This is a genomic window from Streptomyces hokutonensis, from assembly GCF_042751305.1.
In the GTDB taxonomy this organism is placed as follows: Bacteria; Actinomycetota; Actinomycetes; order Streptomycetales; family Streptomycetaceae; genus Streptomyces; species Streptomyces hokutonensis_A.
This window is the reverse complement of sequence record NZ_JBHYWD010000001.1, coordinates 1,219,704-1,241,287: the sequence shown is the minus strand read 5'-3', so window position 1 is coordinate 1,241,287 and position 21,584 is coordinate 1,219,704. Positions and strand designations below refer to the sequence as shown.

At 71.3% G+C, this 21,584-nt stretch carries 24 protein-coding genes and 1 pseudogene; 11 read left to right on the top strand and 14 right to left on the bottom strand.

Annotated features, from left to right (window positions below):
* Positions 1-17: 17 nt before the first annotated feature.
* From ACFXC1_RS05855 to ACFXC1_RS05835, 5 genes are all read right to left on the bottom strand, one after another.
* The gene (locus tag ACFXC1_RS05855) at positions 18-1,418 is read right to left on the bottom strand and encodes an NtaA/DmoA family FMN-dependent monooxygenase (protein WP_381239224.1); all 1,401 of its coding nucleotides are present in this window, start codon (positions 1,416-1,418) and stop codon (positions 18-20) included.
* Entirely contained in the window at positions 1,415-2,515 is a 1,101-nt protein-coding gene (locus tag ACFXC1_RS05850) for an LLM class flavin-dependent oxidoreductase (protein ID WP_381239222.1), read from the bottom strand. Before ACFXC1_RS05850 ends, ACFXC1_RS05855 begins: the two co-directional genes overlap by 4 nt.
* A 284-nt stretch (positions 2,516-2,799) precedes the next feature.
* Positions 2,800-4,032 (bottom strand): 4-hydroxybenzoate 3-monooxygenase, encoded by a 1,233-nt coding sequence (locus ACFXC1_RS05845; protein ID WP_381239219.1) that lies wholly within the window; start codon positions 4,030-4,032, stop codon positions 2,800-2,802.
* A gap of 65 nt (positions 4,033-4,097) precedes the next feature.
* Complete coding sequence (locus ACFXC1_RS05840) at positions 4,098-4,871, bottom strand: maleylpyruvate isomerase family mycothiol-dependent enzyme (protein WP_381239217.1); 774 nt, start codon at positions 4,869-4,871, stop codon at positions 4,098-4,100.
* 86 nt (positions 4,872-4,957) lie between these two features.
* Positions 4,958-5,320 (bottom strand): STAS domain-containing protein, encoded by a 363-nt coding sequence (locus ACFXC1_RS05835; protein WP_381239215.1) that lies wholly within the window; start codon positions 5,318-5,320, stop codon positions 4,958-4,960.
* Between the two features lie 170 nt (positions 5,321-5,490).
* Between ACFXC1_RS05835 and ACFXC1_RS05830 the strand changes: the two genes are divergently transcribed.
* Positions 5,491-5,988: an ATP-binding protein gene (locus ACFXC1_RS05830; RefSeq protein WP_381239212.1), complete on the top strand. Its 498-nt coding sequence runs from the start codon at positions 5,491-5,493 to the stop codon at positions 5,986-5,988.
* Between the two features lie 10 nt (positions 5,989-5,998).
* On the opposite strand, the gene ACFXC1_RS05825 is transcribed toward ACFXC1_RS05830, so the two are convergent.
* Complete coding sequence (locus ACFXC1_RS05825) at positions 5,999-6,742, bottom strand: class I SAM-dependent methyltransferase (RefSeq protein ID WP_381239210.1); 744 nt, start codon at positions 6,740-6,742, stop codon at positions 5,999-6,001.
* 247 nt (positions 6,743-6,989) lie between these two features.
* On the opposite strand from ACFXC1_RS05825, the gene ACFXC1_RS05820 reads away from it, so the two are divergent.
* Positions 6,990-7,562, top strand: a complete 573-nt coding sequence (locus ACFXC1_RS05820) for a Dps family protein (RefSeq protein ID WP_381239207.1) — start codon at positions 6,990-6,992, stop codon at positions 7,560-7,562.
* Positions 7,563-7,605: 43 nt separating this feature from the next.
* Here ACFXC1_RS05820 and ACFXC1_RS05815 read toward each other — a convergent pair whose 3' ends face one another.
* A complete protein-coding gene (locus ACFXC1_RS05815) occupies positions 7,606-8,091 on the bottom strand; it encodes a MarR family winged helix-turn-helix transcriptional regulator (protein ID WP_381239204.1) in 486 nt (161 codons plus the stop codon).
* A gap of 96 nt (positions 8,092-8,187) precedes the next feature.
* On the opposite strand from ACFXC1_RS05815, the gene ACFXC1_RS05810 reads away from it, so the two are divergent.
* Complete coding sequence (locus ACFXC1_RS05810; RefSeq protein WP_381239486.1) at positions 8,188-9,339, top strand: PP2C family protein-serine/threonine phosphatase; 1,152 nt, start codon at positions 8,188-8,190, stop codon at positions 9,337-9,339.
* A gap of 64 nt (positions 9,340-9,403) precedes the next feature.
* Positions 9,404-10,597: a PP2C family protein-serine/threonine phosphatase gene (locus ACFXC1_RS05805; RefSeq protein ID WP_381239201.1), complete on the top strand. Its 1,194-nt coding sequence runs from the start codon at positions 9,404-9,406 to the stop codon at positions 10,595-10,597.
* Here the strand turns inward: ACFXC1_RS05805 and ACFXC1_RS05800 are convergent, their stop codons facing one another.
* From ACFXC1_RS05800 to ACFXC1_RS05780, 5 genes are all read right to left on the bottom strand, one after another.
* Positions 10,598-11,053, bottom strand: a complete 456-nt coding sequence (locus ACFXC1_RS05800) for a MarR family winged helix-turn-helix transcriptional regulator (RefSeq protein WP_381239198.1) — start codon at positions 11,051-11,053, stop codon at positions 10,598-10,600.
* A 50-nt stretch (positions 11,054-11,103) separates the two neighbouring features.
* On the bottom strand, positions 11,104-11,553 hold the full coding sequence (locus ACFXC1_RS05795; protein WP_381239195.1) for a response regulator: 450 nt from the start codon (positions 11,551-11,553) through the stop codon (positions 11,104-11,106).
* Complete coding sequence (locus ACFXC1_RS05790) at positions 11,550-13,175, bottom strand: sensor histidine kinase (RefSeq protein ID WP_381239192.1); 1,626 nt, start codon at positions 13,173-13,175, stop codon at positions 11,550-11,552. Before ACFXC1_RS05790 ends, ACFXC1_RS05795 begins: the two co-directional genes overlap by 4 nt.
* A gap of 85 nt (positions 13,176-13,260) precedes the next feature.
* Positions 13,261-14,487 (bottom strand): PP2C family protein-serine/threonine phosphatase, encoded by a 1,227-nt coding sequence (locus ACFXC1_RS05785; protein WP_381239189.1) that lies wholly within the window; start codon positions 14,485-14,487, stop codon positions 13,261-13,263.
* 260 nt (positions 14,488-14,747) lie between these two features.
* Positions 14,748-15,791: a Ppx/GppA family phosphatase gene (locus ACFXC1_RS05780; protein ID WP_381239187.1), complete on the bottom strand. Its 1,044-nt coding sequence runs from the start codon at positions 15,789-15,791 to the stop codon at positions 14,748-14,750.
* Between the two features lie 80 nt (positions 15,792-15,871).
* Here ACFXC1_RS05780 and ACFXC1_RS05775 point away from each other — a divergent pair, with 80 nt between their 5' ends.
* The 5 genes from ACFXC1_RS05775 to ACFXC1_RS05755 all read left to right on the top strand — a co-directional run bounded on the left by ACFXC1_RS05775 (position 15,872) and on the right by ACFXC1_RS05755 (position 18,429).
* Positions 15,872-16,231, top strand: a complete 360-nt coding sequence (locus tag ACFXC1_RS05775; RefSeq protein ID WP_381239185.1) for a TetR/AcrR family transcriptional regulator — start codon at positions 15,872-15,874, stop codon at positions 16,229-16,231.
* 280 nt (positions 16,232-16,511) lie between these two features.
* A complete protein-coding gene (locus ACFXC1_RS05770; RefSeq protein ID WP_381239182.1) occupies positions 16,512-16,838 on the top strand; it encodes a plasmid stabilization protein in 327 nt (108 codons plus the stop codon).
* Between the two features lie 63 nt (positions 16,839-16,901).
* Positions 16,902-17,468, top strand: a complete 567-nt coding sequence (locus tag ACFXC1_RS05765) for a type 1 glutamine amidotransferase domain-containing protein (RefSeq protein ID WP_381239180.1) — start codon at positions 16,902-16,904, stop codon at positions 17,466-17,468.
* Between the two features lie 29 nt (positions 17,469-17,497).
* Positions 17,498-17,626, top strand: coding sequence for an LPFR motif small protein (locus ACFXC1_RS05760; protein ID WP_266775348.1), 129 nt, complete (start codon positions 17,498-17,500; stop codon positions 17,624-17,626).
* 86 nt (positions 17,627-17,712) lie between these two features.
* Positions 17,713-18,429: a hypothetical protein gene (locus tag ACFXC1_RS05755; RefSeq protein WP_381239176.1), complete on the top strand. Its 717-nt coding sequence runs from the start codon at positions 17,713-17,715 to the stop codon at positions 18,427-18,429.
* 102 nt (positions 18,430-18,531) lie between these two features.
* Here ACFXC1_RS05755 and ACFXC1_RS05750 read toward each other — a convergent pair.
* A pseudogene (locus ACFXC1_RS05750) lies at positions 18,532-18,936 on the bottom strand (ATP-binding protein); the annotation flags it as partial.
* Positions 18,937-19,282: 346 nt separating this feature from the next.
* On the opposite strand from ACFXC1_RS05750, the gene ACFXC1_RS05745 reads away from it, so the two are divergent.
* Positions 19,283-19,591 carry a DUF3040 domain-containing protein gene (locus ACFXC1_RS05745; RefSeq protein WP_381239174.1) on the top strand — a complete coding sequence of 103 codons (309 nt, stop codon included), beginning with the start codon at positions 19,283-19,285 and terminating at the stop codon, positions 19,589-19,591.
* Positions 19,592-19,829: 238 nt separating this feature from the next.
* Positions 19,830-19,970 carry a hypothetical protein gene (locus tag ACFXC1_RS05740; protein WP_381239171.1) on the top strand — a complete coding sequence of 47 codons (141 nt, stop codon included), beginning with the start codon at positions 19,830-19,832 and terminating at the stop codon, positions 19,968-19,970.
* A 39-nt stretch (positions 19,971-20,009) separates the two neighbouring features.
* Here the strand turns inward: ACFXC1_RS05740 and ACFXC1_RS05735 are convergent, their stop codons facing one another.
* Positions 20,010-21,551 carry a CYTH and CHAD domain-containing protein gene (locus ACFXC1_RS05735; RefSeq protein WP_381239169.1) on the bottom strand — a complete coding sequence of 514 codons (1,542 nt, stop codon included), beginning with the start codon at positions 21,549-21,551 and terminating at the stop codon, positions 20,010-20,012.
* Positions 21,552-21,584: the final 33 nt, after the last annotated feature.

Sequence of the window (21,584 nt, the reverse complement as noted above, 5' to 3'; positions counted from 1 at the left end):
GCCGCCGCGCCCGTGGGTCAGACCGCCTGCCGACGGTCCGTGGCGGTGCGGTGGGTGAGCGGTTCGCGCAGGCCGAGGTGTTCGCGCAGGGTCGTGCCGGTGTATTCGGTGCGGTAGACGCCGCGTTCCTGGAGTGCGGGGACGAGCAGGTCGACGATGTCGTCCAGACCGTCGGGGATCAGGTACGGCGTGACGTTGAAGCCGTCGACGGCGCCGTGGCGGACGTAGTGGGCGAACTTGTCCGCCAGGCCCTCCGGAGTGCCGACATGGCCGCGCTGGGGGCCGAGCGCGATCACGGTCTCGCGCAGCGACCAGCGGTTCGCGTCGGCCTTCTCCCGCCATTCGGCGACGACTTGGCGCGGATCGGCGATGCGCCGTGCGCCGAAGGAGCCGTCGTTCTCGGCGACGACCGGGTCCTCCTTGGGCAGCGGCCCGTCGGCGTCGCGGCCGGAGAGGTCGATGCCCCAGATGAGTCCGGCGATACCCAACGCCGTTGCCGGGGTGACCTGTTGGAGACGGATCCAGCGTTTCTTCTCCAGGGCCTCCTCCTCCGTGGCACCGATGATGATCTCGGTGCCCGGGAGGATCCGCAGGTCGTCCTCGGGGCGGCCGACGGCCCGCAGCCGGATCCGCAGGTCGTCGGCGAAGGCGAGCGCGTCGTCGAAGTCGTTGCCGTGCGCGGAGAAGATGACGTCGGCGTTGCGGGCGGCGAAGTCGCGGCCCTCGCCGGAGTCCCCGGCCTGGAAGATCACCGGGTGTCCCTGGGCGCTGCGCGGCAGGGTGGGTGCGAGGTCGACGTCGAACTGCGGCCCCTGGTGGCGGACTTGGCGTACGGCGCCGGGTGCCGACCAGGCGGGTGCGTCGGCCGAGCCGGAGATGGCCGCGTCCGCCCAGCCGTCCCAGAGCGCGCGGGCGACGGTGAGGAACTCCTCGGCGCGCCGGTAGCGGTCGGCGTGGTCGAGGTAGCCGCCGCGGCGGAAGTTGGCGCCGGTCCAGGCGTTGTCGGTGGTCACCACGTTCCAGCCGGCGCGGCCCTCGGAGAGCAGGTCGAGGCCGGAGAGGCGGCGGGCGAGGTCGGCGGGTTCGTTGAAGGTGGTGTTGGAGGTGCTGACCAGGCCGATCCGGTCGGTCACGGCGGCCAGCGCGGCGAGTTGGGTGATGGCGTCGGGCCGCCCGGCGACGTCGAGGTCGTGGATCTGTCCGTCGACCTCGCGCAGCCGCAGCCCCTCCCCCAGGAAGAACGCGTCGAACAGGCCTCGTTCGGCGGTCTGCGCGACGCGCCGGAAGTTGGCGGGGTCGATCTGGGAACCGCTGGCCGGGTCGGACCAGATGGTCCAGTGGTTGACACCCTGGAAGAAGACGCCGAAGTGGAGTCGGGCGTCCGGGCGGGGGACGTCGAGAGGGTCGGTGCGGGTCATCGGGCTTCCTCCTGGACGGCCGCGGCGGCGTACCGGTTCGCGGGCCGGTCGAGGCCCAGGTGAGTGCGCAGGGTCGCGGCGGGCAGGGGCCGTAGGGCGTGCCGTCGTTCGAAGAGGTGGGGCAGGACGAGCCGGGAGAGTTCCGGGAGGTCCTCGTCGAGCACCAGCGGGTGCAGCCGTACTCCGTCCACCACGCCCCTCAACTCCCCCAGCAGCAGGGCGAGTCCGGCGGCCGAGCCGATGTGGCGCAGCCGTCCGCGGTCGGGCCAGGGCGCGTGGCGTTCGAGGTCGGCGACGCGTTCCTCGGCCGTGGCGTGGGCGGTGTCGAGGGCGACCTCGATCTCGGCGAAGGTCCGCGGGGTTCCGGCGGTGGCCGCGCCCGAGGTGACCCCTACGAGATCACGGCCCTCGACGAGGGCGATGTCGAGTTGCCCGGCTGGCACGCGGTCGGGGTGGCCGAGCACGACGAGTTGGCCCTGCGGTGGACGCGGCACGATCGCCGGGCCCTTGACCGTGTAGGTGTCGCCGGTGAAGTCGACGTAGTGCAGCCGCTCGCGGTCGAGATACCGGCTGGTGGCGACGGAGCGGATGACCGCGTCGTCCTCCCAGGAGTCCCACAGCGCGCGGACGACCTCCACGCCGTCACGGGACTCGCGGGCGCGGGCCGCGGCCCCGTCGACGAGCGGGCGCCCCCACACCGTGGCGGCCTCGGCCCGCGTGTCCTCGCTCACCACCCACCCGGCGCGCCCGGCCGAGATGTGGTCCAGGGACGCCAACTGGCTGGAGACATGGAACGGTTCGGCGTAGGTGAGCGGCACGACCGGCGCGATGCCGACGACACTCGTCGACGCGGCGATGAACGCGGCCCGCTCCACCGCGCCGATCCGGCCGACCACGTCCGGGCCGGTGCCGGGCGGGAGCGCGCCGTCCTCCAGGGTGAGCAGGGTGAACCCGGCGTTCTCCGCGTCGGCGGCGACACGGGCCACACGGCGCGGGCTCAGCAGGTGGTCGGGCGAGTGGGCGGCGCGGCGCCAGGCCACGGGATGGGCGCCGTCGCCGTCGATTTCGAGGGCGAGCCGCAGAGCGGAGCCGGACATGGGGGTTCCTTCCGAGAACGCGTCGAGACGGACGGCCCGTGGGGCCGACGTGGGTCAGGGGCGTACGGAAGGACAGACGGCGGAGGCGGTACGGCAGTAGTCGACGTGCCGCCGGATGATCAGCCGCGCGCCCGGGACGGCACCGCGAGGTGCGGCGTCACATGCGCGCATGGGGCCTCCACCCGTCCGGGAGCGATCGTCTCAACCTACGTCGTCGGTCCCGGAAGATGTCAAGAACATTAGATGTACGCGCATACGGCGGTGCGGGCGAGCGGCTCCGTACTTCAGCGCGGCGGCTCCGCGCTCTCTCCGAATTCCAGCCCCGTCATGAGTTCGGCGAAGGCGCGGGCCGCGCCGGGGGCCGTGAAGAGCCGGTCGAGCCGGGCGCGGGCCAGGCCGCGGCGGAAGGGGCCGGAGTCGGTGGCGTCGCCGGCGTCGTGGAGCATGCCGGTCATCCAGTGGGAGAACTCCTGGTCGTTCCAGACGCGGCGCAGACAGCGCTCCGAGTAGGTGCGCAGGGCCGTGTCGTCGTGGTCGTGGACGGAGTCCCGTACGGCCCGGGCGAAGAGGTCGGCGTCGTAGAGCGCGAGGTTCATGCCCTTGCCGCCCATCGGCGAGACGATGTGTGCCGCGTCGCCGACGAGGAAGAGACGGCCGTACTGCATCGGGTCGTGGACCAGGCTGCGGAGGCGGAAGATCTCGCGGTCGGTGATCGGACCGGAGACGAGGGCCGGGTCGCCGAGCCGGGTGCGAAGGGCGTCCCAGACCCGGTCGTCGGGCCAGGCGTCGGGATGGTCGTCGGGCGGGCACTGGAGGTAGTAGCGGCTGGTGTACGGGCCGCGCGGGAAGTGCGCGGCGAAGCCCTGCGGGCTGACGGCCAGCAGCGGGTGGGCCGGCGGCGGGGCGTCGGCCAGGACCGTCAGCCAGCCGATGCCGTGGTCGAAGGCGTACGGCGTGAGGGCCCCGTCGGGGACGGAGGTGCGGCTGACGCCGTGGTCGCCGTCGCAGCCCGCGACGAAGTCGCAGGTGAGGGTGTGGAGTTCACCGTCCGGGGTGCGGTAGCGGACGGTCGGGTGGTCGCCGGTCAGGTCGTGCAGGGAGACGTCCGCTGCCTCGAAGCGCAGGTCGCCGCCGTTCGCGAGGTACTCGGTGGTGAGTTTCTGGACCAGCATCTGCTGGGGGCAGAGGCGGGCGGTCGGGCCTTCGGAGCCGTCGTAGTCCGAGACGAGATGGGGTTCGCCGTCGACGCGGAGTTCCAGGATGCCTTCGTGCGGGACACCGCCCAGGACGCGGTCGGCCAGCCCCCAGGAGTCGAACATGCGCACGGCGCGGGTCTCGACGATGCCGGCCCGCTGGCGCTGTGCCACGTACTCGCGGGTCCGGCGTTCGAGGACGACGCAGTCGACGCCGCTGCGCTGCAACAGGTTCGCGACGGTCATACCGGCCGGGCCCGCGCCGATCACCACCACGGCCGTGGCATCCGGCGACTCGGTCAACTCCCGTGCACTGTCGGCCACTTGACCACCTCCGGGGTCACCCTAGCCGAGCGGGTCCGGTCATCGGGAGAGCAGCCGGTGTCCCCCTACGCCGACGGGTCCCAGGCGATGAGCTGGTCGAAGAGTCGTTGCTCGCCGTCGATCTTCAGGGGTTCGACGTAGGTACGGCCGTACATGAAGAGGACCAGTTCACCGGCCGTGGCCCGCGCGGAGGCGTAGGCGGTGTCGGCGGGAATCGGCGCGGACGCGGGAATGGGCGTGGCCGTCGCGCCGGCGGCGGAGAGCGCGAGGCGCCAGGACCGGCCCTCGGTGGCGTGGTAGTCGACGGTGGCGGGGTCGTGCGGCCAGGCGCTCGTCGTCGCGTTGCAGGTGAACACGAACTCCTCGACACCGTCCACCGCCGCTTCCTCGGGCAGCGGCTGCGGGTCGCCGGCGGTGAGCTGGGCGTCGTAGGTGTGCACCATGGCCTCCTGGACCTGGTGCCGGGCGACGGCGCCGGATGTCTGCGGGGACTGCGAGTCGGCCCACCATGTCCAGCAGCCACGATCCGGGCCGAACTCCCGCAGTGCGCCCAGCAGTTGCTGCGTGGACTCGGCCGACCAGGCGAGCAGGGCCTCCCGCTCCCGGGGGGCTTCCGAGGGGGCGGGGGTCGCTCGGCTGTCGGCGGGTCCCACGGCGACGATCGCGGCCCAGCGGCGATGCACGGTGCCCAAGTGGTGCACCAGGTCGAGCAGTGTCCACTCGGGGCAGGTCGGCACCTGCGCGTCGAGGCTGGGCGCGGCGGCGACCGCGGCCCGGAACGCCGTCGACCGTTCGTCGATCAGTCGCAGCAGGTCCGGGAATTCAAGAGTTTTCGTCACGCCGGATGTCTATCACCGCACTGCGCCGACACGACAGCGATTTTCCCGGCCCGACCTGCGGAAAGCCTGCGGCGCTGCCCCGACTCTCAGTCCGCGATGGCCTGTTGGACCGTCGGGTAGCAGTCGATGACTCCGTCGATGCCGACGAGTTGGATGACGCGCTGCACGGCGGGGGTGGTCCCGGCCAGGCGCAGCCAGCCGTCCGCCTGGGCGAGCGTCTGATGGACGGCGAGAATGATGTTGATGCCGCTGGAGTCCATGAAGGAGACCTCCCGCAGGTCGAGGACGACGTGCGATGCGCCCCCGGCCGGCAGATCCAGCGCCTCCCTCAGCGGACCGGCCGTCTGGTGGTCGATCTCTCCGGCCAGGGCCACGACGACGGTGCCGTCGACGAAGTCGGTCCTGACCGTCAACTGCCCTGGCTGGCCAGGCTGTTCGGTGTCCACCATCTGTCCTCATACACGAGTCGGCGAGCGCTGCGGATCAGGATTTCATCCGAAGTGCTGCCCCGCATCGTACGGTTGATGCCCGCCTCCGGTGGGGCCGACGGAAATTCACGGAGTGGGTGGTGCCTCACGGGGTATGCGCGGGGCACGCAGAAGGCGGTGAAACGATCCGGATGGAACCAGACTCTTCGGAGGACGACGACACAGCGCCGCAGGCCAGGGCCCGGACTCGGCCCATACGGTCCACCGTGGCACTGGACGGCGACAGCTCCTGCATCGCCGAGGCCCGGCGGCTGGCCGCGATGTTCCTCGTCCGGGCACGGACCGAATACGGGCTCCCGGTGTCGGCCCGTGCCATGGATCTCACGCAGTTGGTGGTCAGCGAACTGGTCACCAACGCCGGCAAGTACGCGCCCGGCCCGGTGCTGATGGACCTGCGGATCGTCGGTGCCCTGGTCGAGGTGGAGGTGTGGGACTCCGACCCTGTGCTGCCGGTCGCGAGTGCCGCCGACGCCCAACGGGTGGGCCGGCACGGTCTGGAAATCGTACGGGCCGTCGCGGACGGCTTCGAGGCACAGCGCGAACCGGTGGGAAAGCGCATCACCGCGCGCATCGCGCTGACGGAGGACCCCGGCCCGGACGTCACCGGCGGCGGCCCGCTCCGTACGTGAGTCGGGGTGGTCACTGGGTGGCCGGAACCCGGTAGACGGAGACATGGGACGTCGACTCGGCGGTGAACTCGGATCCGTCCCAGTCCGCGTGTCTCGACTCCAGTTCGAAGCCGGCCAGCTGCGCCATGAGGTCGAGTTCGGCAGGCCAGATGTAGCGGTGCGGGCTGAGTGCGAGCCGCGCCTGCCCGGCCCCGTCGATCCGGAAGTGGTGCGACACGGCGCGCTGGTTGAGGACGTCGTAGGTGTCCAGGGCGATGTAGTCGGGGTCGGTCCGCCAGACGGTGGCGCGCTGGCCCGGCGGCAGCTTGCGCAGCTCGGGCACCCAGAGCTCGATCACGAACCGGCCGCCCGGTGCGAGGTGGCGGGCGGCGTTGCGGAAACACTCGACCTGCTCGGCCTGGGTGAGCAGGTTCGAGATGGTGTTGTAGACGAGGTAGACCAGGCTGTACGTCCCGGGGACGACCGTGGTCGCCATGTCGCCGATGGTCACGGGGATCGTCGCCTCGTCCGCCTTGGTCCGCAGCCGCTCCACCATCGGCCGTGACAACTCGATGCCGGTGACGGGGACTCCGCGCTCGGCGAGCGGCACGGCGACCCGGCCGGTCCCGATGGCGAACTCGAGTGCCGCACCGTCCCCCGCGAGTCGCGCGAGCCGGTCCACGGCCGGCCCCAACGTCTCGGGGGCGAACATGCCGGTGCCGGGGGTGTCGTACCGCTGTGCGGTGTCGGCGTCCCAGATCTTCTCCTGCTGCATGCGGCCAACGCTCGCCTCCGGCGGCCGGGTTGTCCAACGAATTCCCGAGCGGAGGGGAGTGGAGGGGACCGGCACAACTCGCTGCTGTGACAGGTCCCGGATCTCCTCTCCTTCGCCTGCGGCTGATCGCGTCGCCGTCGCGGAACGTGACCTATCACCCAGGGACGGAATGTCTGACCGGGCCGGACGCGGGCACCCGTGAGCAGGTAAGGAACCGCACGCTCCACCCAATGACCTGAGGTGAACCATGACCGAGGAGATCAACGATCTGACCCCGAAGTACACCGTTCCCGGCATCCGGCGCGAGGCCGCGGGCCGGCTGATCGGCGTGCTTCGACTGCGGCTCCACTCGCTGAACGATCTCCACCTGACTCTCAAGCACGTCCACTGGAACGTCGTCGGGCCGCACTTCATCGCCGTGCACGAAATGATCGACCCGCAGGTCGACCGGGTACGGGACATGGCGGACGACGTGGCCGAGCGCATCGCCGCACTCGGCGGGGTGGCGCCGGGCACGCCCGGCGCACTGGTGACCGAGCGCACCTGGGACGACTACTCCATCGGCCGCGCCGACGCCATCGCCCACCTGGGCGCACTCGACCTCGTCTACACGGGGTTGATCGAGGACGTCCGCGCCGCGATCAAGGAGGCGGGCGAGATCGACCCGGCCACCGAGGATTTGCTGATCGGGCAGTTGCGCGACCTGGAGCAGTTCCAGTGGTTCGTGCGGGCGCATCTGGAGAGCTCGGGCGGCACGCTCGCCACCGGCGAGGCGCGCTCCGAGACGGAGGCCGCCGCCAAGGGCGCCGAACTGAGCTGACCGCGAAGGGGGATCGGGGCCGCTCCGCCGCCGGGCGGCCCGCTCACGCGGTGCGGCTGTCCGTGGACTCCTCGTCGTCGTGGATCTGCGTCGACGCCACCGCGCAGAACGCCTCCAGACCGGTGAGCAGCGCGTTGCGCCCGGCGGCCGGCATCTGTGCCAGGACCGCGCCCAGCGCCTGCTCCCGGCGGGCCCGCAGGTCCGACAGGAAGGTCCGCCCCGGACCGCTGAGGTACAGGCGCACCTCGCGCCGGTCCGTGGGGCTCACCTCGCGCTCGACGAACCCTGCGGCCTGCAACCGGTCGCAGAGGCGGCTGGTCGACGGCGGGGTCGAGGCGAGGTGGTCGGCGAGGGTGCGCAGGTTGATGCCCTCGTGGTGTTCCAGGATGAACAGGACTCGTAGCTGCGAGGCGGACGCGGGCGCGGTCGAGGCGCGCCCCCACAGGACTTCCAGCAGTTCCGCGGCCGTAGAGGTGACGCGTGCGACCTCGGCGGGTTCGGGGCGGGGGTGGATGGACGTCACGGTCACACTCTCGCAGGCACAGGGACGGACTCCAGCGTACTAGGCACGCACAACGGCTTCTCCGAGGGAGAGATTGGTATATCTGCGATCGTGAACAGATTCATGGCTGTCGAGCGGGCGCTGCGTACGGCGGCTCCCCATGAGCTCCCCGACGTGGTCGGCCGGGAACTGGTCCGGCGGTACGCGGCGGACTCCGTGGACCTGCTGGTGGCCGACTACGGCCTGACCGTGCTGCAGCGCGTCACCGATCTACCGAACACCCTGCCGCCGGTCTCCGTGCACAACACCCCCGCGGGCCGCGCCTTCGGAGCCCAAGAGCCCTTCGTGGAGGGGAACTTCGGGGACGGCAGCGTGTGCGTCCACCTTCCGGTCAGTGTGCGCGGGGACCGCCTCGGCGTGCTCTCGGTGACGCTGCCGGGCGGCGACCACGTACGCGAGTGTCTGCCCGAACTGGCCGACCTGGCCGAGGTGTTGGGGCACGAGGTGCTGGTGGCCGAGCGCGACACGGACCTGTATCTGCGGGCCCGGCGCAAGGACCGGCTCACGCTGGCGGCGGAGATGCAGTGGCAGTTGCTGCCCGGCCGCTCGTGCTCCCGCGCCGAGTTCGAACGCGGCGCTCAACTGGAGCCCGCCTACGCGATCCACGGCGACAACTTCGACTGGTCCGCCACCGCCGACCGCCTCACGCTCTACGTCTCGAACGGCATGGGCGAGGGCATAGAGGCCTCGCTGCTCACGAACCTGGCGGTCAACGCCCTGCGCAACGCGCGCCGGGCGGGCGTCCCCCTCGCCGACCAGGCGGCCCTCGCGGACCAGGCGGTGTACGCCCACTACCGGGGCCGTAGCCATATGTCCGTGTTGATGTTCGACTTCGAACTCACCACCGGGCGGGCCCGGGTGGTGGACGCCGGATCGCCGCAGACGTTGCGGCTGCGCGACGGGGTGGTGGAACGGATCGCCTTCGACGCGCAGTTGCCGCTGGGCATGTTCGAGGAGACCGACTACGTCGAGCAGGACTTCGGGATCGAGCCCGGCGACCGGATCCTCTTCGTCAGCGACGGGGTGTACGCCGTCGCCTCGCCCAAGGGTGAGGTGTACGGGGACGCGGCGCTGGCGCGGGCGATCCAGCGCACGAGGCTGCTGCCCGCGGCCGACGTGCCCAGGGCCGTACTGAGCGAACTGACCGGCCACCGCGGCACGCCGACCCCCGACGACGACGCCCTGGTCGTGTGCCTGGACTGGCGGGGGCGGTGAGGTGTCTCCGCCGTGTCCCGCTCTCACCGGCGCGGCACTAGTGTGAAGACACTGAGCCGGAAGGGTGAACATCGTGAGCACCTCTGAGCCGCTCCCCTCCTACGAGAGCGAATTGCGGTCGGCTCCGTCCGACGCTCTGGTGGGGGCGGCCCGCCGTCTGCTCGGCGACCGCGCCGGAGCCCGCGAGGTCACCCTTCTCCTCGCCGACTACGGCCTGCGGATGCTGCGCCCGGTCGACCCGCTGCCCGGCTCCGGCGAACCGCTGTCTGCCTACGACGGCCCGGCCGGGCGGGCGTTCACGGAGCAGATGCCGGTCGTCGAACCGGCCGCCGACGGGACCGCCGCCGTACATGTGCCCGTCTCCGTGCGCGGCGACCGTCTCGGCGTCCTCTCCGCCCGCCTCCCCTCCCCCGGCGCCGGTCCGGACGGGGTGCGCGGACTCGCCGAGTTCGCCATCGCCCTGGGCCACGAGATCGCCGCGGCGGAACGCGACACCGACCTCTACCTCCTGGCCCGCCGCACCCGCCGCCTCACGCTGGCCGCCGAGATGCAGTGGCAGCTCCTGCCGGGACGGGGCTGCGGACGCCCGGAGTTCGATATCGGCGCCCATCTCGAGCCCGCGTACACCGTCGGCGGCGACAACTTCGACTGGAGCAGCGACGGCAGTCACCTCACCCTGACGGTGACCGACGGCATGGGCCGCGGCATCGACGCCTCCCTGCTGACCTGCGTCGCGGTCGGCGCCCTGCGCAACGCCCGCCGTGCCGGCCTCGGCCTCGCCGACCAGGCCCGGCTGGCCGACCAGGCTGTCTACGCCCAGTTCGGCGGCAAGGTCTACGCCTCCACCCTGCTGCTCCGCTTCGACCTCGCGACCGGCACGGTCCAGGCGGTCGACGCCGGCTCGCCCCGCCTGTACCGCCGACGCGGCCACTCCGTGCGGCAGATCGAGATGGAGGCACAGCTCCCCCTCGGCATGTTCGAGGAGACGGCCTACGAGGAGCAGATCTTCTCCGTACGACCGGGAGACCGGCTCGTGGTGGTGAGCACCGGCGTCCATGGGACCCGTTCACCGCAGGGCATCCCGTTCGGCGAGCAGGCGCTGCGCCGGGCACTCGACACAGTGCCGGCGCAGGCTCCGCAGGAGGCCGCGCGCTCGGTGGCGGCGAGTCTGGTCGACCACTTCGGCAGCACTGACCTGACCGCCGACGCGGCCGTGGTCTGCCTCGACTGGCACGGACGCGAGCCCGCGGCGCCGTGATCAGCCGCCGTCTCCGGCCGGCCGATTCCGTTGTGTGGCGGCGAACGCCCGCAGGCCGCGCTCCAGCTCCGCGCGGTCGTCCGGCTCCATGGCGTCCACGACCGCTGCCAGCGCCCGGGACCTCAGTGCGGCGACCTCCTCGAGGACGTCCCGCCCGTGCGCGGTGAGACTCAGCCGTACTTCCCGGCGGTTGTGGGGCGCCGCGTCCCTGAGCAGCAGTCCGGCCGCCTCGAGCCGGTCGCAGAGTCTGCTCACCGTGGGCAGCCCGGCGTCGAGCCGGTCCGCCAGCATGGTCAGGTTCGCGCCCGGTGCGGCCTCCAAGGCGTGCAGAGCGCGCAGTTGATACGGCGACAGACGTACCGACGCGTCCGCTGCCGCCGTGGTCCACAGCTCGGTCAGGCCGTCCACGGCCTCGGCGACGGGGGCCGTGCCGTCCGTCTTCTGGTGCGTTGCCACGAGTTCGACACCTCAAGGAAGTCGGGTGTGGTGACGCGGATCCCGGCATCTCAGCCGGGGCGGTGGGGCAGGCGGACCACCTGCACGAAGAAGTCGTCGATCTGCCGGACCGCGGCGATGAACTGGTCCAGGTCGACCGGCTTGGTGACATAGGCGTTGGCGTGCAGTTTGTAGCTGCGGATGATGTCCTCCTCGGCGGAGGAGGTGGTCAGGACGACGACGGGGATGTGCGCCAGTTCCGGATCGGACTTGATCTTCTCCAGGACCTGACGGCCGTCGTACTTCGGCAGGTTGAGGTCGAGCAGGATGAGGTCGGGCTGCGGGGCGCCCGTGTGCGCGCCGCGCTTGTAGAGGAAGTCGAGGGCCTCCTCGCCGTCCCGGACGACGTGGAGGGTGTTGCCGATCTTGTTGTCCGCGAAGGCTTCCCGGGTCATCAGCTCGTCGCCCGGATCGTCCTCGACGAGGAGGACGTCGATCGGGGTCGCGTCGGGGAGGGTCATGTCAGGGCCTTCTCGTCGTCGGTGGAGGTGTCGGTGGAGGTGTCCGCGGAGGTGGCTTCCTCGGCGGACGGGAGTGTGAAGCAGAAGCGGGTGCCCTCACCGACCGTGCTGTCGATCCAGATCCGGCCGCCGTGGTGTTCGACGATCTTCTTGCACAGGGCGAGTCCGATGCCGGTGCCGCCGTAGGCGTCGCGGCTGTGCAGCCGCTGGAAGATGACGAAGACCTTGTCGGTGAACTCGTCAGGGATGCCGATGCCGTTGTCGGTGACGCACAGGCGCCACATGCCGGGGGTCTCCGGATCGGCTTCGCAGGTGACGGTCACGTGCGGGGCGCGGTCGGGGTGGCGGAACTTGAGGGCGTTGCCCACGAGGTTCTGCCAGAGCATGGTCAGCAGTGTCGGGTCGCCTACGGTCTCGGGCAGGGTCTCGGGCCGCTCGATCCGGGCCTCCGACTCCTCGACGGCCGCCTCGAGGTTCCGCAGCGCCTTGTCCAGCGCCGGGTGGAGACCGACCTTCTCCCGGGTGTCGTCGAGGCGTCCGACACGGGAGAAGGTGAGCAGGTCGTTGATGAGCACCTGCATGCGTTTGGCGCCGTCGACGGCGAAGTCGATGTACTGCAGCCCGCGTTCGTCCAGCTTGTCCCCGTACCGCTTCTCCAGCAGCTGGCAGAACGAGGCGACCTTGCGCAGCGGCTCCTGCAGATCGTGCGAGGCGACATAGGCGAACTGCTCCAACTCGGCGTTCGACCGGCGCAGTTCGACGGCCTGGGCGTCCAACTCCTCGGCCTGGCGGACGAGTACCTCCTCCTTCTCGCGGGAGGCGTCGAGTTCGGCGACGATCCGTCTGCGCATGCCCTCGACGGCTCCGGCCACCGCGGTGAGGTCGGCGGGTCCGTCCCCGGTGATGCGGTGCGCGAAGTCGCCCGCCGCGACCTGTTCGGACGCCTTGTTCAGCGCCTCCAGCGGCCGGGTCACCAGGAGTCGTACGAGGACGGCGAGGGCGACGCCGGTGAGCAGGAAGGCGGCGACCATGCCGCTCAGCACCGTGTCGCGCACCGTCCGCTGGTGGGCGAGGTGGGCGCGGCCCTCCTTCACGGCCTGCGCGAGATCGGCGTTCTGGGTCGCCCAGAGGGTGCGCAGCCGGTCGAAGTCGTGCTTGCCGCTGTCGGCGGTGGTCTGGTCGACGGTGCGCGGCCGGCCGGGGGTGACGGCGGCGGCCAGGGGTTCGGCGTAGGTCCGCCGCCAGTCGGCCGCCCCGCGCTCCACCGCCCGCAGATCGGCGAGCAGCCCGGGCCGGTCGCGAAGCCGTTCGCGCAGTCTCGCCGCCGAGTGGGCCTCGTCCTGCTTGCCGGTGGTGTACGGGGCGAGGAACTGCTTGTCGGCGGCGATCGCGTAGCCGCGGATGCCGGTCTCCTGGTTGACCAGTGCGGCCTGCAGCCGGTACGCCTCGGTCTGGGCGGGCTGCACCCGCTGGAGCAGGTCGTCGGTGACGTCGGCCGTGCGGCTCAGCAGGTTCGCGCCGACCGCGGTGCCGATCACCACCAGCAGCACCATGAGCGACAGCGCGAGGAAGAACCATCCCTGCACCGTCAGCCGGCGTCCGATCCCTGTTCCGCCCGCCATGTCCCTCACCGTTCGTCTCGTTGCGGCATCCTGTCGTCCCACCTGCTCGTTTCCGGCGCGGTGAATCACGTCCCGGGCAGTTGTCTCATGTCCAGTGCAGATGCAGCACGGCCACGTCGTCCGCCAGGCCGCCCCGGGTCTCGGCCAGGGCCTCGGCGCGGGCGATCATTTCGTCGACGAACGGCTCCGGGGCCAGTGCGGCCCGCTCCCGGGCGAGCCGTAGCAGCCCGTCCTCCCCGAGGCGCTCCGAACCCCGGCCGACGTGCCCCTCGAAGAGCCCGTCGGTGAAGAGGACCACGGCCGCGCCCGCCGGGACGGAGAGCTCCACGACCGGCCAGTCCGCGAGGCCGGGAACCACGCCCAGTGCCGGACCGCCGGGCACCTCCACCCACTCCACACCGCCGCCGTCCCGCATCAGCAGTCCGTGGTGCCCGGCCCGCACCACGCGGGCCGTGCGCTCGCCGGGTGCGGCGGTGAGACAGACGAGGGTGGCGAAGACCTCGCTGCGGATGCGCTCGGCGACGAGGAGTTCCTCCAGCCGGGCCACCTGTTCGGCGCCCGTGACACCGCTGAGCACCAGCGTGCGCCAGGCGATCCGCAGCGCGACACCGAGGGCGGCCTCGTCGGGTCCGTGCCCGGAGACGTCACCGACCACCGCGTGGACCGTGCCGTCGACGCTCTGCACGATGTCGTAGAAGTCACCGCCCAGCAGCGCCTGCGCGCGCCCGGGACGGTAGCGGGCCACCGCTTCCACGCCCTCGCCGCGCAGCAGGGGCCTGGGCAGCAGTCCGCGTTCCAGGCGGGCGTTCTCCTGGGCCTGCATCCGGCTGGACTGGAGGGCGACGGCCGCCCGCTCGGCCTGCTTGCGCTGGATCGCGTAGCGCACCGCGCGTCCGAACAGGCCCGGTTCGACCCGACCCTTGACCAGGTAGTCCTGCGCCCCGGCGGCGACGGCTGCGAGCCCCGTCTCCTCTTCGGCGAGACCGGTGAGGACCACGACAGCGGCCCGTTCGGCGCCCGCCCGTACCCGGGAGAGCGCCTCCAGCCCCTGGGCGTCCGGCAGATGCAGATCGAGCAGGACGCAGTCGGGTACGTCGGCCGCGAGCACCTCGGCGGCCTCGGCCATGGACCGCACCCACTGCAGCCGTATCTTCAGCGCGCTGTCGGCGACCAGCTCCTCCACCAGCAGCGCGTCACCCGCGTCGTCCTCGACCAGCAGGACGGAGGGCTGCCAGGTCACCCAGGTCTCCGGACCGACCCCTTCGCCACCCACCGACAGCAGGTCGTCGGCCCGCGGCTGTGGCACCACCATGGTCCTTCCCTCCCCACCGCGCCGGCTCCGCGAGATTAGTTGCCGTCTGACAACAGTCGAGAGCATACCCGTACGCCGGGACGTCCCGTACGCGGCCGGCGGGGCCGGGACCTGGACCGTCCAACGCGCCCCGCGCCCAGGGTTGTTGAGGGTACGACGGGCCACTGGGAGTCTGCGCGGAACCGCCTCGTTCGTCGCCGTACCGTACATAGATCGGCGCCACTTCGCAGTCGGTCGAACAGAGCTCGGGCCGCCGACCGTCAGCCGCCGACGGTCGTCGGTTCCGGTTCCGGTTCCGGTTCCGGTCCCGGTGCGATGCGCAGGGCCGCCCGTGCCACAGGCTCCACGCCGGCGCTGCGGCGGGTCAGCTCCGTCCACCACGAACCGCCGTCCTCGACGTACCGCAGCAGGATTCCCTCGCGAATGCCCCAGGGGCAGACGGTGACGGTCTTGATGCCCGTCAGCTTCATCACCGTGTGCCCGACGACCGCTCCGGCCAGGCTCTGCGCGGCCCGGGGCGCCGAGACACCGGGAAGCAGGGCCCGTTCGGACGCCGCGAGGGCAGCCAGCCGGTCGAGGCCCACGCGCAGCTCCGACCGCACCAGCCTCCGCTCCACGAAAGGACCTTGGCGGCCGGGCGCGGCACCGCAGAGTCGGGCCAGCTGCTGGAACGTACGTGATGTCACCACCGTGGTCCGTGGCCCTTCCCAGCGGATCCGCGCGGCCACGTCCCGCAGTTGGTGCCGTACCTCGCGCCGCATCGCCTTCACCGTCTGCTCGGGCGGCCGGTCCTGGCCGGGGAGGAAGTCCCGGGTCAGCCGGCCCGCGCCGAGCGGGAGGGACGCCACGAAGTCCGGCAGCCGGCCGCGCCCGAACGCGACCTCGAAGGACCCGCCCCCGATGTCGAACAGGGCGAGCGGCCCGGCCCGCCAGCCCATCCAGCGCCGCGCGCCGAGAAACGTGAGCTCGCCCTCCAGTTCCCCCGGCAGCGTGCACAGTCGCGTCCCGGTCTCCGCATGCACCGAGCGCAGCACGTCGAGCCGGTTGGGCGCGCCGCGCACGACCGAAGTCGCGAAGGCGAGCGGCCCGGCCGCGCCCCAGCGCCGGGCGGTCTCCTCGGCGGCCGACACCGCCTTCACAAGATGGCGTACGGCTTCCTCGGGGATCTCCCCCTGCGGCCCGACGCGCTCGGAGAGCCGCAGCTTCCACTTGGCCGTGTGCACCGGCAACGGCACACCGTCCCCCACATCCGCCACCACGAGCCGAACCGTGTTCGACCCCACGTCCACCACGCTCATCCGCATGAGCCGGTGGGTACCCAGGGTTAGCGCGGTCAGTCGCAATCCGTGGGAGGGGCCGGACGCGGCGGCGCCAGGGTGTGCTGGTGGCCGGCGGTGTCGGCCGCCAGGCCGACGGTGCGGGTGACACCCCGTTTCGAGATCCGGACAACCCTTTCCCCTCCGACGCCCCCGCCGCCCAGCCCGTGCGCAGTGACGTCGAGCGCAACCGGGGGCGGATCCTCGCCGCCGCGCGCGCCGTGTTCGGACGCGACGGCCTGGGCGCCTCCATGGCTTCCGTGGCCCGTGAGACGGGTGTCGGGATCGCCATCGTCTTCCGTCACTTCCCCACAAGGGAAGCGCTGGTCGCGATCGTCTTCTCCGACCGCATGGACGCCTACGCCGACGCGGTGGTCACCGCTCTCGAAGACCCCGACTCCTGGCACGGTTTCACCGGTTACGTCTAGGCCGCCTGCGCGATGAAGGCCGCCGACAACGGCTTGACCGGCGTCCTGACCATGACCTTCCCCACCGCCAGGGCCACGGGCCATCTGCGCGAGGACTTCGACCCTTCGTGACCTGGTACTGCTGCACATGGCCAACCTCGGCGTCCTCATCGCCGGCACCTGGTGGCTCAGCGGGACGGCGTGCATTGGAAGAGGCGGGAGTGAGTGTGACTTGTCCCGTACTGAGCACCCGGAGGGTGGGGCACACCCCCGTGTTGATCCCGAGGTGAGGAGAGCGGTCATGCCGGCAGGTTCCAGCCCCAAGCGGGAACGGCAGTACGAGCACATCAAGGACAGTGCGGAGAAGCGGGGAGCATCCGCCGGGCGCGCGAAGGAGATCGCCGCGCGGACCGTCAACAAGGAACGGGCCCGCTCCGGCGAAGCGCGCCAGGCCAGCAGGACCTCCACCCAGGACAGGAAGTCCGCCTCGCAGCGCGGGGGCGAGCGCTCGCACCGCGGCCCGGTGAGTCCCACCAGGGACCAGTTGTACGAGGAGGCCAGGAAGCGCAACATCCACGGCCGCTCCTCCATGAACAAGCAGCAGCTGGCCGAAGCACTCGGCCACTGACCCTTCGCATACGTCGCGGACCCGTGGGTCTCGCGACCTCGTCACGAGGAAAGGCACATTCCCATGCCTGACAAGCCCCTGAACGGCCACCGCGTACTGGCGCTCGTCACCAACTACGGGGTCGAACAGGACGAGCTGCTGGTGCCGCTCGCGCGGCTGCGCGAGGACGGCGCGGACATCACCGTCGCCGCGGCGACGGCCGACCCCGTCCGCACCCTGGTCGGCGACGAGGACCCCGGCGAAACCGTGGAGCCCGACGCCACCTTCGACGTGGTGGACCCCGGGGACCACCAGCTCCTGCTGCTCCCCGGCGGCACGCTCAACGCCGACCAGCTCCGCCTCGACGACAAGGCGATCGCCATCGTCAAGGCGTTCGCCTCCTCGGGCCGCCCCATCGCCGCCATCTGCCACGGCCCCTGGGCCCTGGTCGAAGCGGACGTCGTCCGGGGCAAGACGCTGACGTCCTACGCCTCACTACGCACCGACATCCGCAACGCGGGCGCCGCGTCCTGGGTCGACGAGCCCGTGGTCAGCGACACCGAGGGCGGCTACACCCTGGTCACCTCCCGCACGCCCAAGGACCTCGACGCCTTCGTCGACGCGATCAGCAAGGCCCTCATCGGGTCCTGAACCACCGATCCGACCGATTGGACTCCGCCATGCTCAAAGCCATCGCCGACGTGCTGCGCTCGATCGGCAGCGCGATCGCCACCGTCGTCACGCTGCCCTTCCGCGCCGTCGCCCGGCTCTTCGGCGGCGCCTCAGACAGCGCACACGGACATCACTGAGAACACCGATGCGCATCGTCTGCCCGAGTTGGAAAGCGGTGCGCCGATTTTCATGCCCCGGGTGAGCACGAGGTGGAGGACGAGTCATGCCGCGATCGCGTGAGGAAGCCCGTTTCAGACACCCCCGGCACGAGCGCCGCGGAGAGCCCCGGCTACCGGCCGTGGCGGCGACGCTCGTCGCCATCGCGCTCTATCTCTTCCTGCCCCAGCGGCTCCTGATCGCCCCGCGCTATGTCCTGCCCGCCCTGGAGTGCGTGCTGCTCGTACCCCTCGTCGCGATCAACCCCCGCCGGCTGACCCGGCAGACGCGGGCGTTCCGCGTACTGTCGCTGATGCTGGTGGCCTTGATCGGGGCCAGCAACCTCGTCGCGCTGGGCATCCTGATCCATGAGCTGGTGTCCGCCGGGGTGAAGGACGGCCAGGAGCTGTTGGTGGCCTCGTTGCAGATCTGGCTCACCAACATCATCGTCTTCGGCCTGGCCTACTGGGAGCTGGACCGGGGCGGCCCGGTCAGCCGGACCCAAGTGCCGCGTGAATCACTGCCGTTGGCGGACTTCCGCTTCTCGCAGGACGAGAACGCCGGCGCCGTTCAGGAGGTCTCCGACGGCTCCAGCAAAGCCGCCGACTGGGTGCCCACGCTGATGGACTACCTCTACGTGTCGGTGACCAACTCCACCGCCTTCAGCCCCACGGACACCATGCCGCTCTCCTCACGCGCCAAGTTCCTGATGAGCGTGGAGAGCGTCACCGCTCTCCTCACCTCGCTCCTCGTGATCGCCCGCGCGGTCAGCATCCTGCACTGAAGGTGCTCCGACTCCCCCAGGACCTCGGCTCGTCAGCGCTGCGTCCCGAGCAGCACCGAAGATCCAGTGGCGTGGTGCCGGGGCATCCCCTTCGTGTGTCCTGGCGTCGGGCGCGCGGAAACACGCGCTGACCGACTTCCCATGGGGACACGGGTGCGCCTCCCAGGTGTCGGCCATGGCGTCCACGAGGAGCATGCCGCGCCCGCCGAGGCTCTCCGTGCCGGCCGCGCGAGGGACCGGCAGGTCGCCGGACTTGTCGTGCACGGAGACATGCAGGCAGTGGTCGTCGCACAGCATCACCAACTGGGCGCTGCTGTGGGCATGCCGGTACGCGTTGGTCACCAGCTCGGAGACGGTGAGCAGTACCGCGTCCACCGTCTGCGGAGCGGCTCTGGTCCAGCCCCGCGCCGCCAAGTGCTCCCGCGCCCACTCACGGGCGATCCTCACGTCACTGTTCAGGGGCAACGAACGCGCCCAGCCCACTGCCCGGAGCGACGAACCTTCCATGGCGGTCCTTTCTCATGGAGACGAGTCCGGCCGGCGACAGCCGCAAAGCCTTCCGCCGAACGCCGGACTTGGGCCCGTGACGCGGATCGGCAGCGGCTCGACACTCCTGTCCAGCCGCCCCGGAGGCTCCGGCACGCTGTTCGATCCGCCCCGTCGCGTCTGACACGACGGGGCGGATCGAGGCGCCCCGCCCGGACCTGCTTCGGATACCCCCGACACGTCGACTCAGCAGCGAATATCCGGAATGCGGCCCGAACACTCACGTCTCGGCCGTGGGGAGGCGTCGGTCGGCTTTTGCGGGGAACCCGTCCGGTCATCAGCACCCAGGTCGAATGAGGCGCCCACCGTGGAAGACCGCAATGATCCCGAGGGCGTCGCGCTGTCGTCGTACGAACGCCTCGCCCTGTTGCTCATCGAGGCGGAACTCAGCCAGGACCGACAACTCGCCCGTCGTATGCGCCACCCGGACGCCCGGCCGTGGCTGTCCCTGTCGGTGGCTGCCCTGACGTGTACCTCGCTGCTTCTCCTCGTCACGGGCATCCTCACCACCAACCTCGCCGTACTGTGCTGCTTCGCCGCGCTGTGGCCCGTCGCCCTCCTGCTGGCCTTCCGGCTGCCCCGCCGTCCGGCCAACGCGGACCACGCCGGGCCGTAGCCGCGAACTCGACGCCCTCGCCCGGCAGTTCAGGCCCGGAGTCACCCGAAGCCGCCGTGTTGGAAGGTTCGCCAGCAACCGAACCGCCAACGGCTCCTGACGCGCCCCGGATATCCCCACGCCACGGGGCCACACGACGGCCAAGCTGCCCGTCCTGCACCCGCTCGTCCACGACCATCTCCGCCACGCCGCCGAGATCGTCGAGGAGTTGGACATCGACTGCGAGGCGGCGTAGGTGATGGCCGTCACCTACGTGGCCAGCGTGTTGTCGTCCCTCTACCCCGCAGTCCCCGTCCTCCTCGCCCTGCTGCTCCTGGGTGAACGGCTGAGCCGGCGTCAGGTACTCGCCTGGCGTGCACGGCACCGGACGTCGCCCTGATCGCCTCAGACTGAGCCGCGCCCGCCGGGCCACCGGTTCTCAACGGGAGAGCGCCTCGCGCAGCTCGCTCCGCGACGCGTGCGCCCACACCGCCGGGAGTTCCCGTTCGCGCGCGTCGGCCGCCGCCTGCTCCTGTCCGTACAGCAGGCCCCAGACGAAACCGTTCTCACCGGCCGCGAGCGCCGCGAGCGCCAGTTCTCGCAGGGCGTCCCGTGCCACGGCACTGTCCTGGTGGTCGCCCAGCACCTTCTGGACGGCTTTCACGCGCTTGCCCAGGCGTTCGGCGGGTTTGCCGAGGGCGTCGCCCGCGGGCTCCGTGGCGTACCGCACCCTCTTGGCCGCCTTGCGGGCCTCGTGGAGGGCCGCGTCGCGTTCCGTTCCCGGCGGGAGGCCCAACGCGTGCGCCACACGGTCGGCGAGCCGGCCGTACTCCTTGAGGATGGCCTTGGCCAGGAGGCCCGACGGCTTTCGGGCGGCCTTGGCGCGCAGCGGCGGCCGTTCCGTGAGTGTGGCGAGGGAGTCGAGGAGGGCCAGGTAGCGGTCCGAGTTCAGGGCGTCGAGCGTGCGCAGGTGGGCCTCGGCGCTGTTGCCGACGTCCCACACCTGGAGCCGTGCGGAGACGGGGCCGAAGAGCAGTTCCGAAGGCAGGGCCTCGATCCTGGAGTTCAGGCGTTCCAGGAGAACCTCCTGGTCGCGTTCTGCGGCAAGTTCGTTCCCCAGCCACTTGAGGTCCTCGCGGACCGGATCGGCGGCCTCCCGGTCCACGACCGACCGGTAGGAACGCAGCACACTGCGCAGTCGGCGACAGGCGACGCGCATCCTGTGCACCGAGTCGGGCAGGTCACGCCGCACCGCGGGGTCCAACTTCACCAGGGCCTGCACCTGATACGCCACATACCGGAGGACCTGCTCGCCGGCGGAGCCGGCCACCACGGTCTCGGCGACGCGTTCTTCCGGCAGCCGGGGTGCTCCCACCTCCGTCTCCGCCAGGGCCCTGGCCAGCTTGGACGGGGAGTGCGCGCGCTCGACACCGCTCTCCGTGAGCGTCTTCTCCACCGCGTCCAGGAGTTCCGGGCCGGTGTCCGTCGCGAGCTCGACCTCCAGCTCGGTCCAGGTGGCCCGGGTACCGGTGCCGCGCAATGGCTTGGCGCGGACCGCGTCGATACTGAGTTCGGCGAGAGCCGTGCCGCCGGAACCTACGAGTTGGCGTACACCTCGGGTGGAACGGATGCGCACGACCGGCCGCAGCTCCGCACCCCGGGTGCGGGAGAGGGCCAGGTCGCGCAGGGCGTCCGGAACGGTGTCGGACAGCGGGGCCTGGATCTCCTCCCGGGTGTCCCCGGACAGCGGCAGTTTGAGATGCCAGCCCGCATCGGTACCGCCCGTCCTTCGCCGGAGCGTGGCGGACGTGCCTGCCAGACGCAGGTCGTCGGTGTCGTAGTACACGGCGTCAAGGTCCTGGGTGCCCTGGTCCAGGACCGACACGATCCCGCCCACACCGGCGAGGTCGGGCAGCCATGTCGTCCCGTCGGCCGACGGGGCGTCGTACTTCCGTTCTGTTTCCTGCTTCGACTCGGTCATCTACTGCGCGTACACGTCTGAGCCGCGAACAAA

Bases quoted from the DNA above. Each gene is read 5' to 3' on its own strand.
- ACFXC1_RS05755 (WP_381239176.1), top strand. From the start codon at position 17,713: ATGCCGCGATCGCGTGAGGAAGCCCGTTTCAGACACCCCCGGCACGAG.
- ACFXC1_RS05855 (WP_381239224.1), bottom strand. From the start codon at position 1,418: ATGACCCGCACCGACCCTCTCGACGTCCCCCGCCCGGACGCCCGACTC.
- ACFXC1_RS05785 (WP_381239189.1), bottom strand. From the start codon at position 14,487: ATGGTGGTGCCACAGCCGCGGGCCGACGACCTGCTGTCGGTGGGTGGC.
- ACFXC1_RS05825 (WP_381239210.1), bottom strand. From the start codon at position 6,742: ATGCAGCAGGAGAAGATCTGGGACGCCGACACCGCACAGCGGTACGAC.
- ACFXC1_RS05765 (WP_381239180.1), top strand. From the start codon at position 16,902: ATGCCTGACAAGCCCCTGAACGGCCACCGCGTACTGGCGCTCGTCACC.
- ACFXC1_RS05770 (WP_381239182.1), top strand. From the start codon at position 16,512: ATGCCGGCAGGTTCCAGCCCCAAGCGGGAACGGCAGTACGAGCACATC.
- ACFXC1_RS05835 (WP_381239215.1), bottom strand. From the start codon at position 5,320: ATGGTGGACACCGAACAGCCTGGCCAGCCAGGGCAGTTGACGGTCAGG.
- ACFXC1_RS05790 (WP_381239192.1), bottom strand. From the start codon at position 13,175: ATGGCGGGCGGAACAGGGATCGGACGCCGGCTGACGGTGCAGGGATGG.
- ACFXC1_RS05795 (WP_381239195.1), bottom strand. From the start codon at position 11,553: ATGACCCTCCCCGACGCGACCCCGATCGACGTCCTCCTCGTCGAGGAC.
- ACFXC1_RS05820 (WP_381239207.1), top strand. From the start codon at position 6,990: ATGACCGAGGAGATCAACGATCTGACCCCGAAGTACACCGTTCCCGGC.
- ACFXC1_RS05760 (WP_266775348.1), top strand. From the start codon at position 17,498: ATGCTCAAAGCCATCGCCGACGTGCTGCGCTCGATCGGCAGCGCGATC.
- ACFXC1_RS05735 (WP_381239169.1), bottom strand. From the start codon at position 21,551: ATGACCGAGTCGAAGCAGGAAACAGAACGGAAGTACGACGCCCCGTCG.
- ACFXC1_RS05740 (WP_381239171.1), top strand. From the start codon at position 19,830: ATGGCCGTCACCTACGTGGCCAGCGTGTTGTCGTCCCTCTACCCCGCA.
- ACFXC1_RS05830 (WP_381239212.1), top strand. From the start codon at position 5,491: ATGGAACCAGACTCTTCGGAGGACGACGACACAGCGCCGCAGGCCAGG.
- ACFXC1_RS05810 (WP_381239486.1), top strand. From the start codon at position 8,188: ATGGCTGTCGAGCGGGCGCTGCGTACGGCGGCTCCCCATGAGCTCCCC.
- ACFXC1_RS05850 (WP_381239222.1), bottom strand. From the start codon at position 2,515: ATGTCCGGCTCCGCTCTGCGGCTCGCCCTCGAAATCGACGGCGACGGC.
- ACFXC1_RS05780 (WP_381239187.1), bottom strand. From the start codon at position 15,791: ATGCGGATGAGCGTGGTGGACGTGGGGTCGAACACGGTTCGGCTCGTG.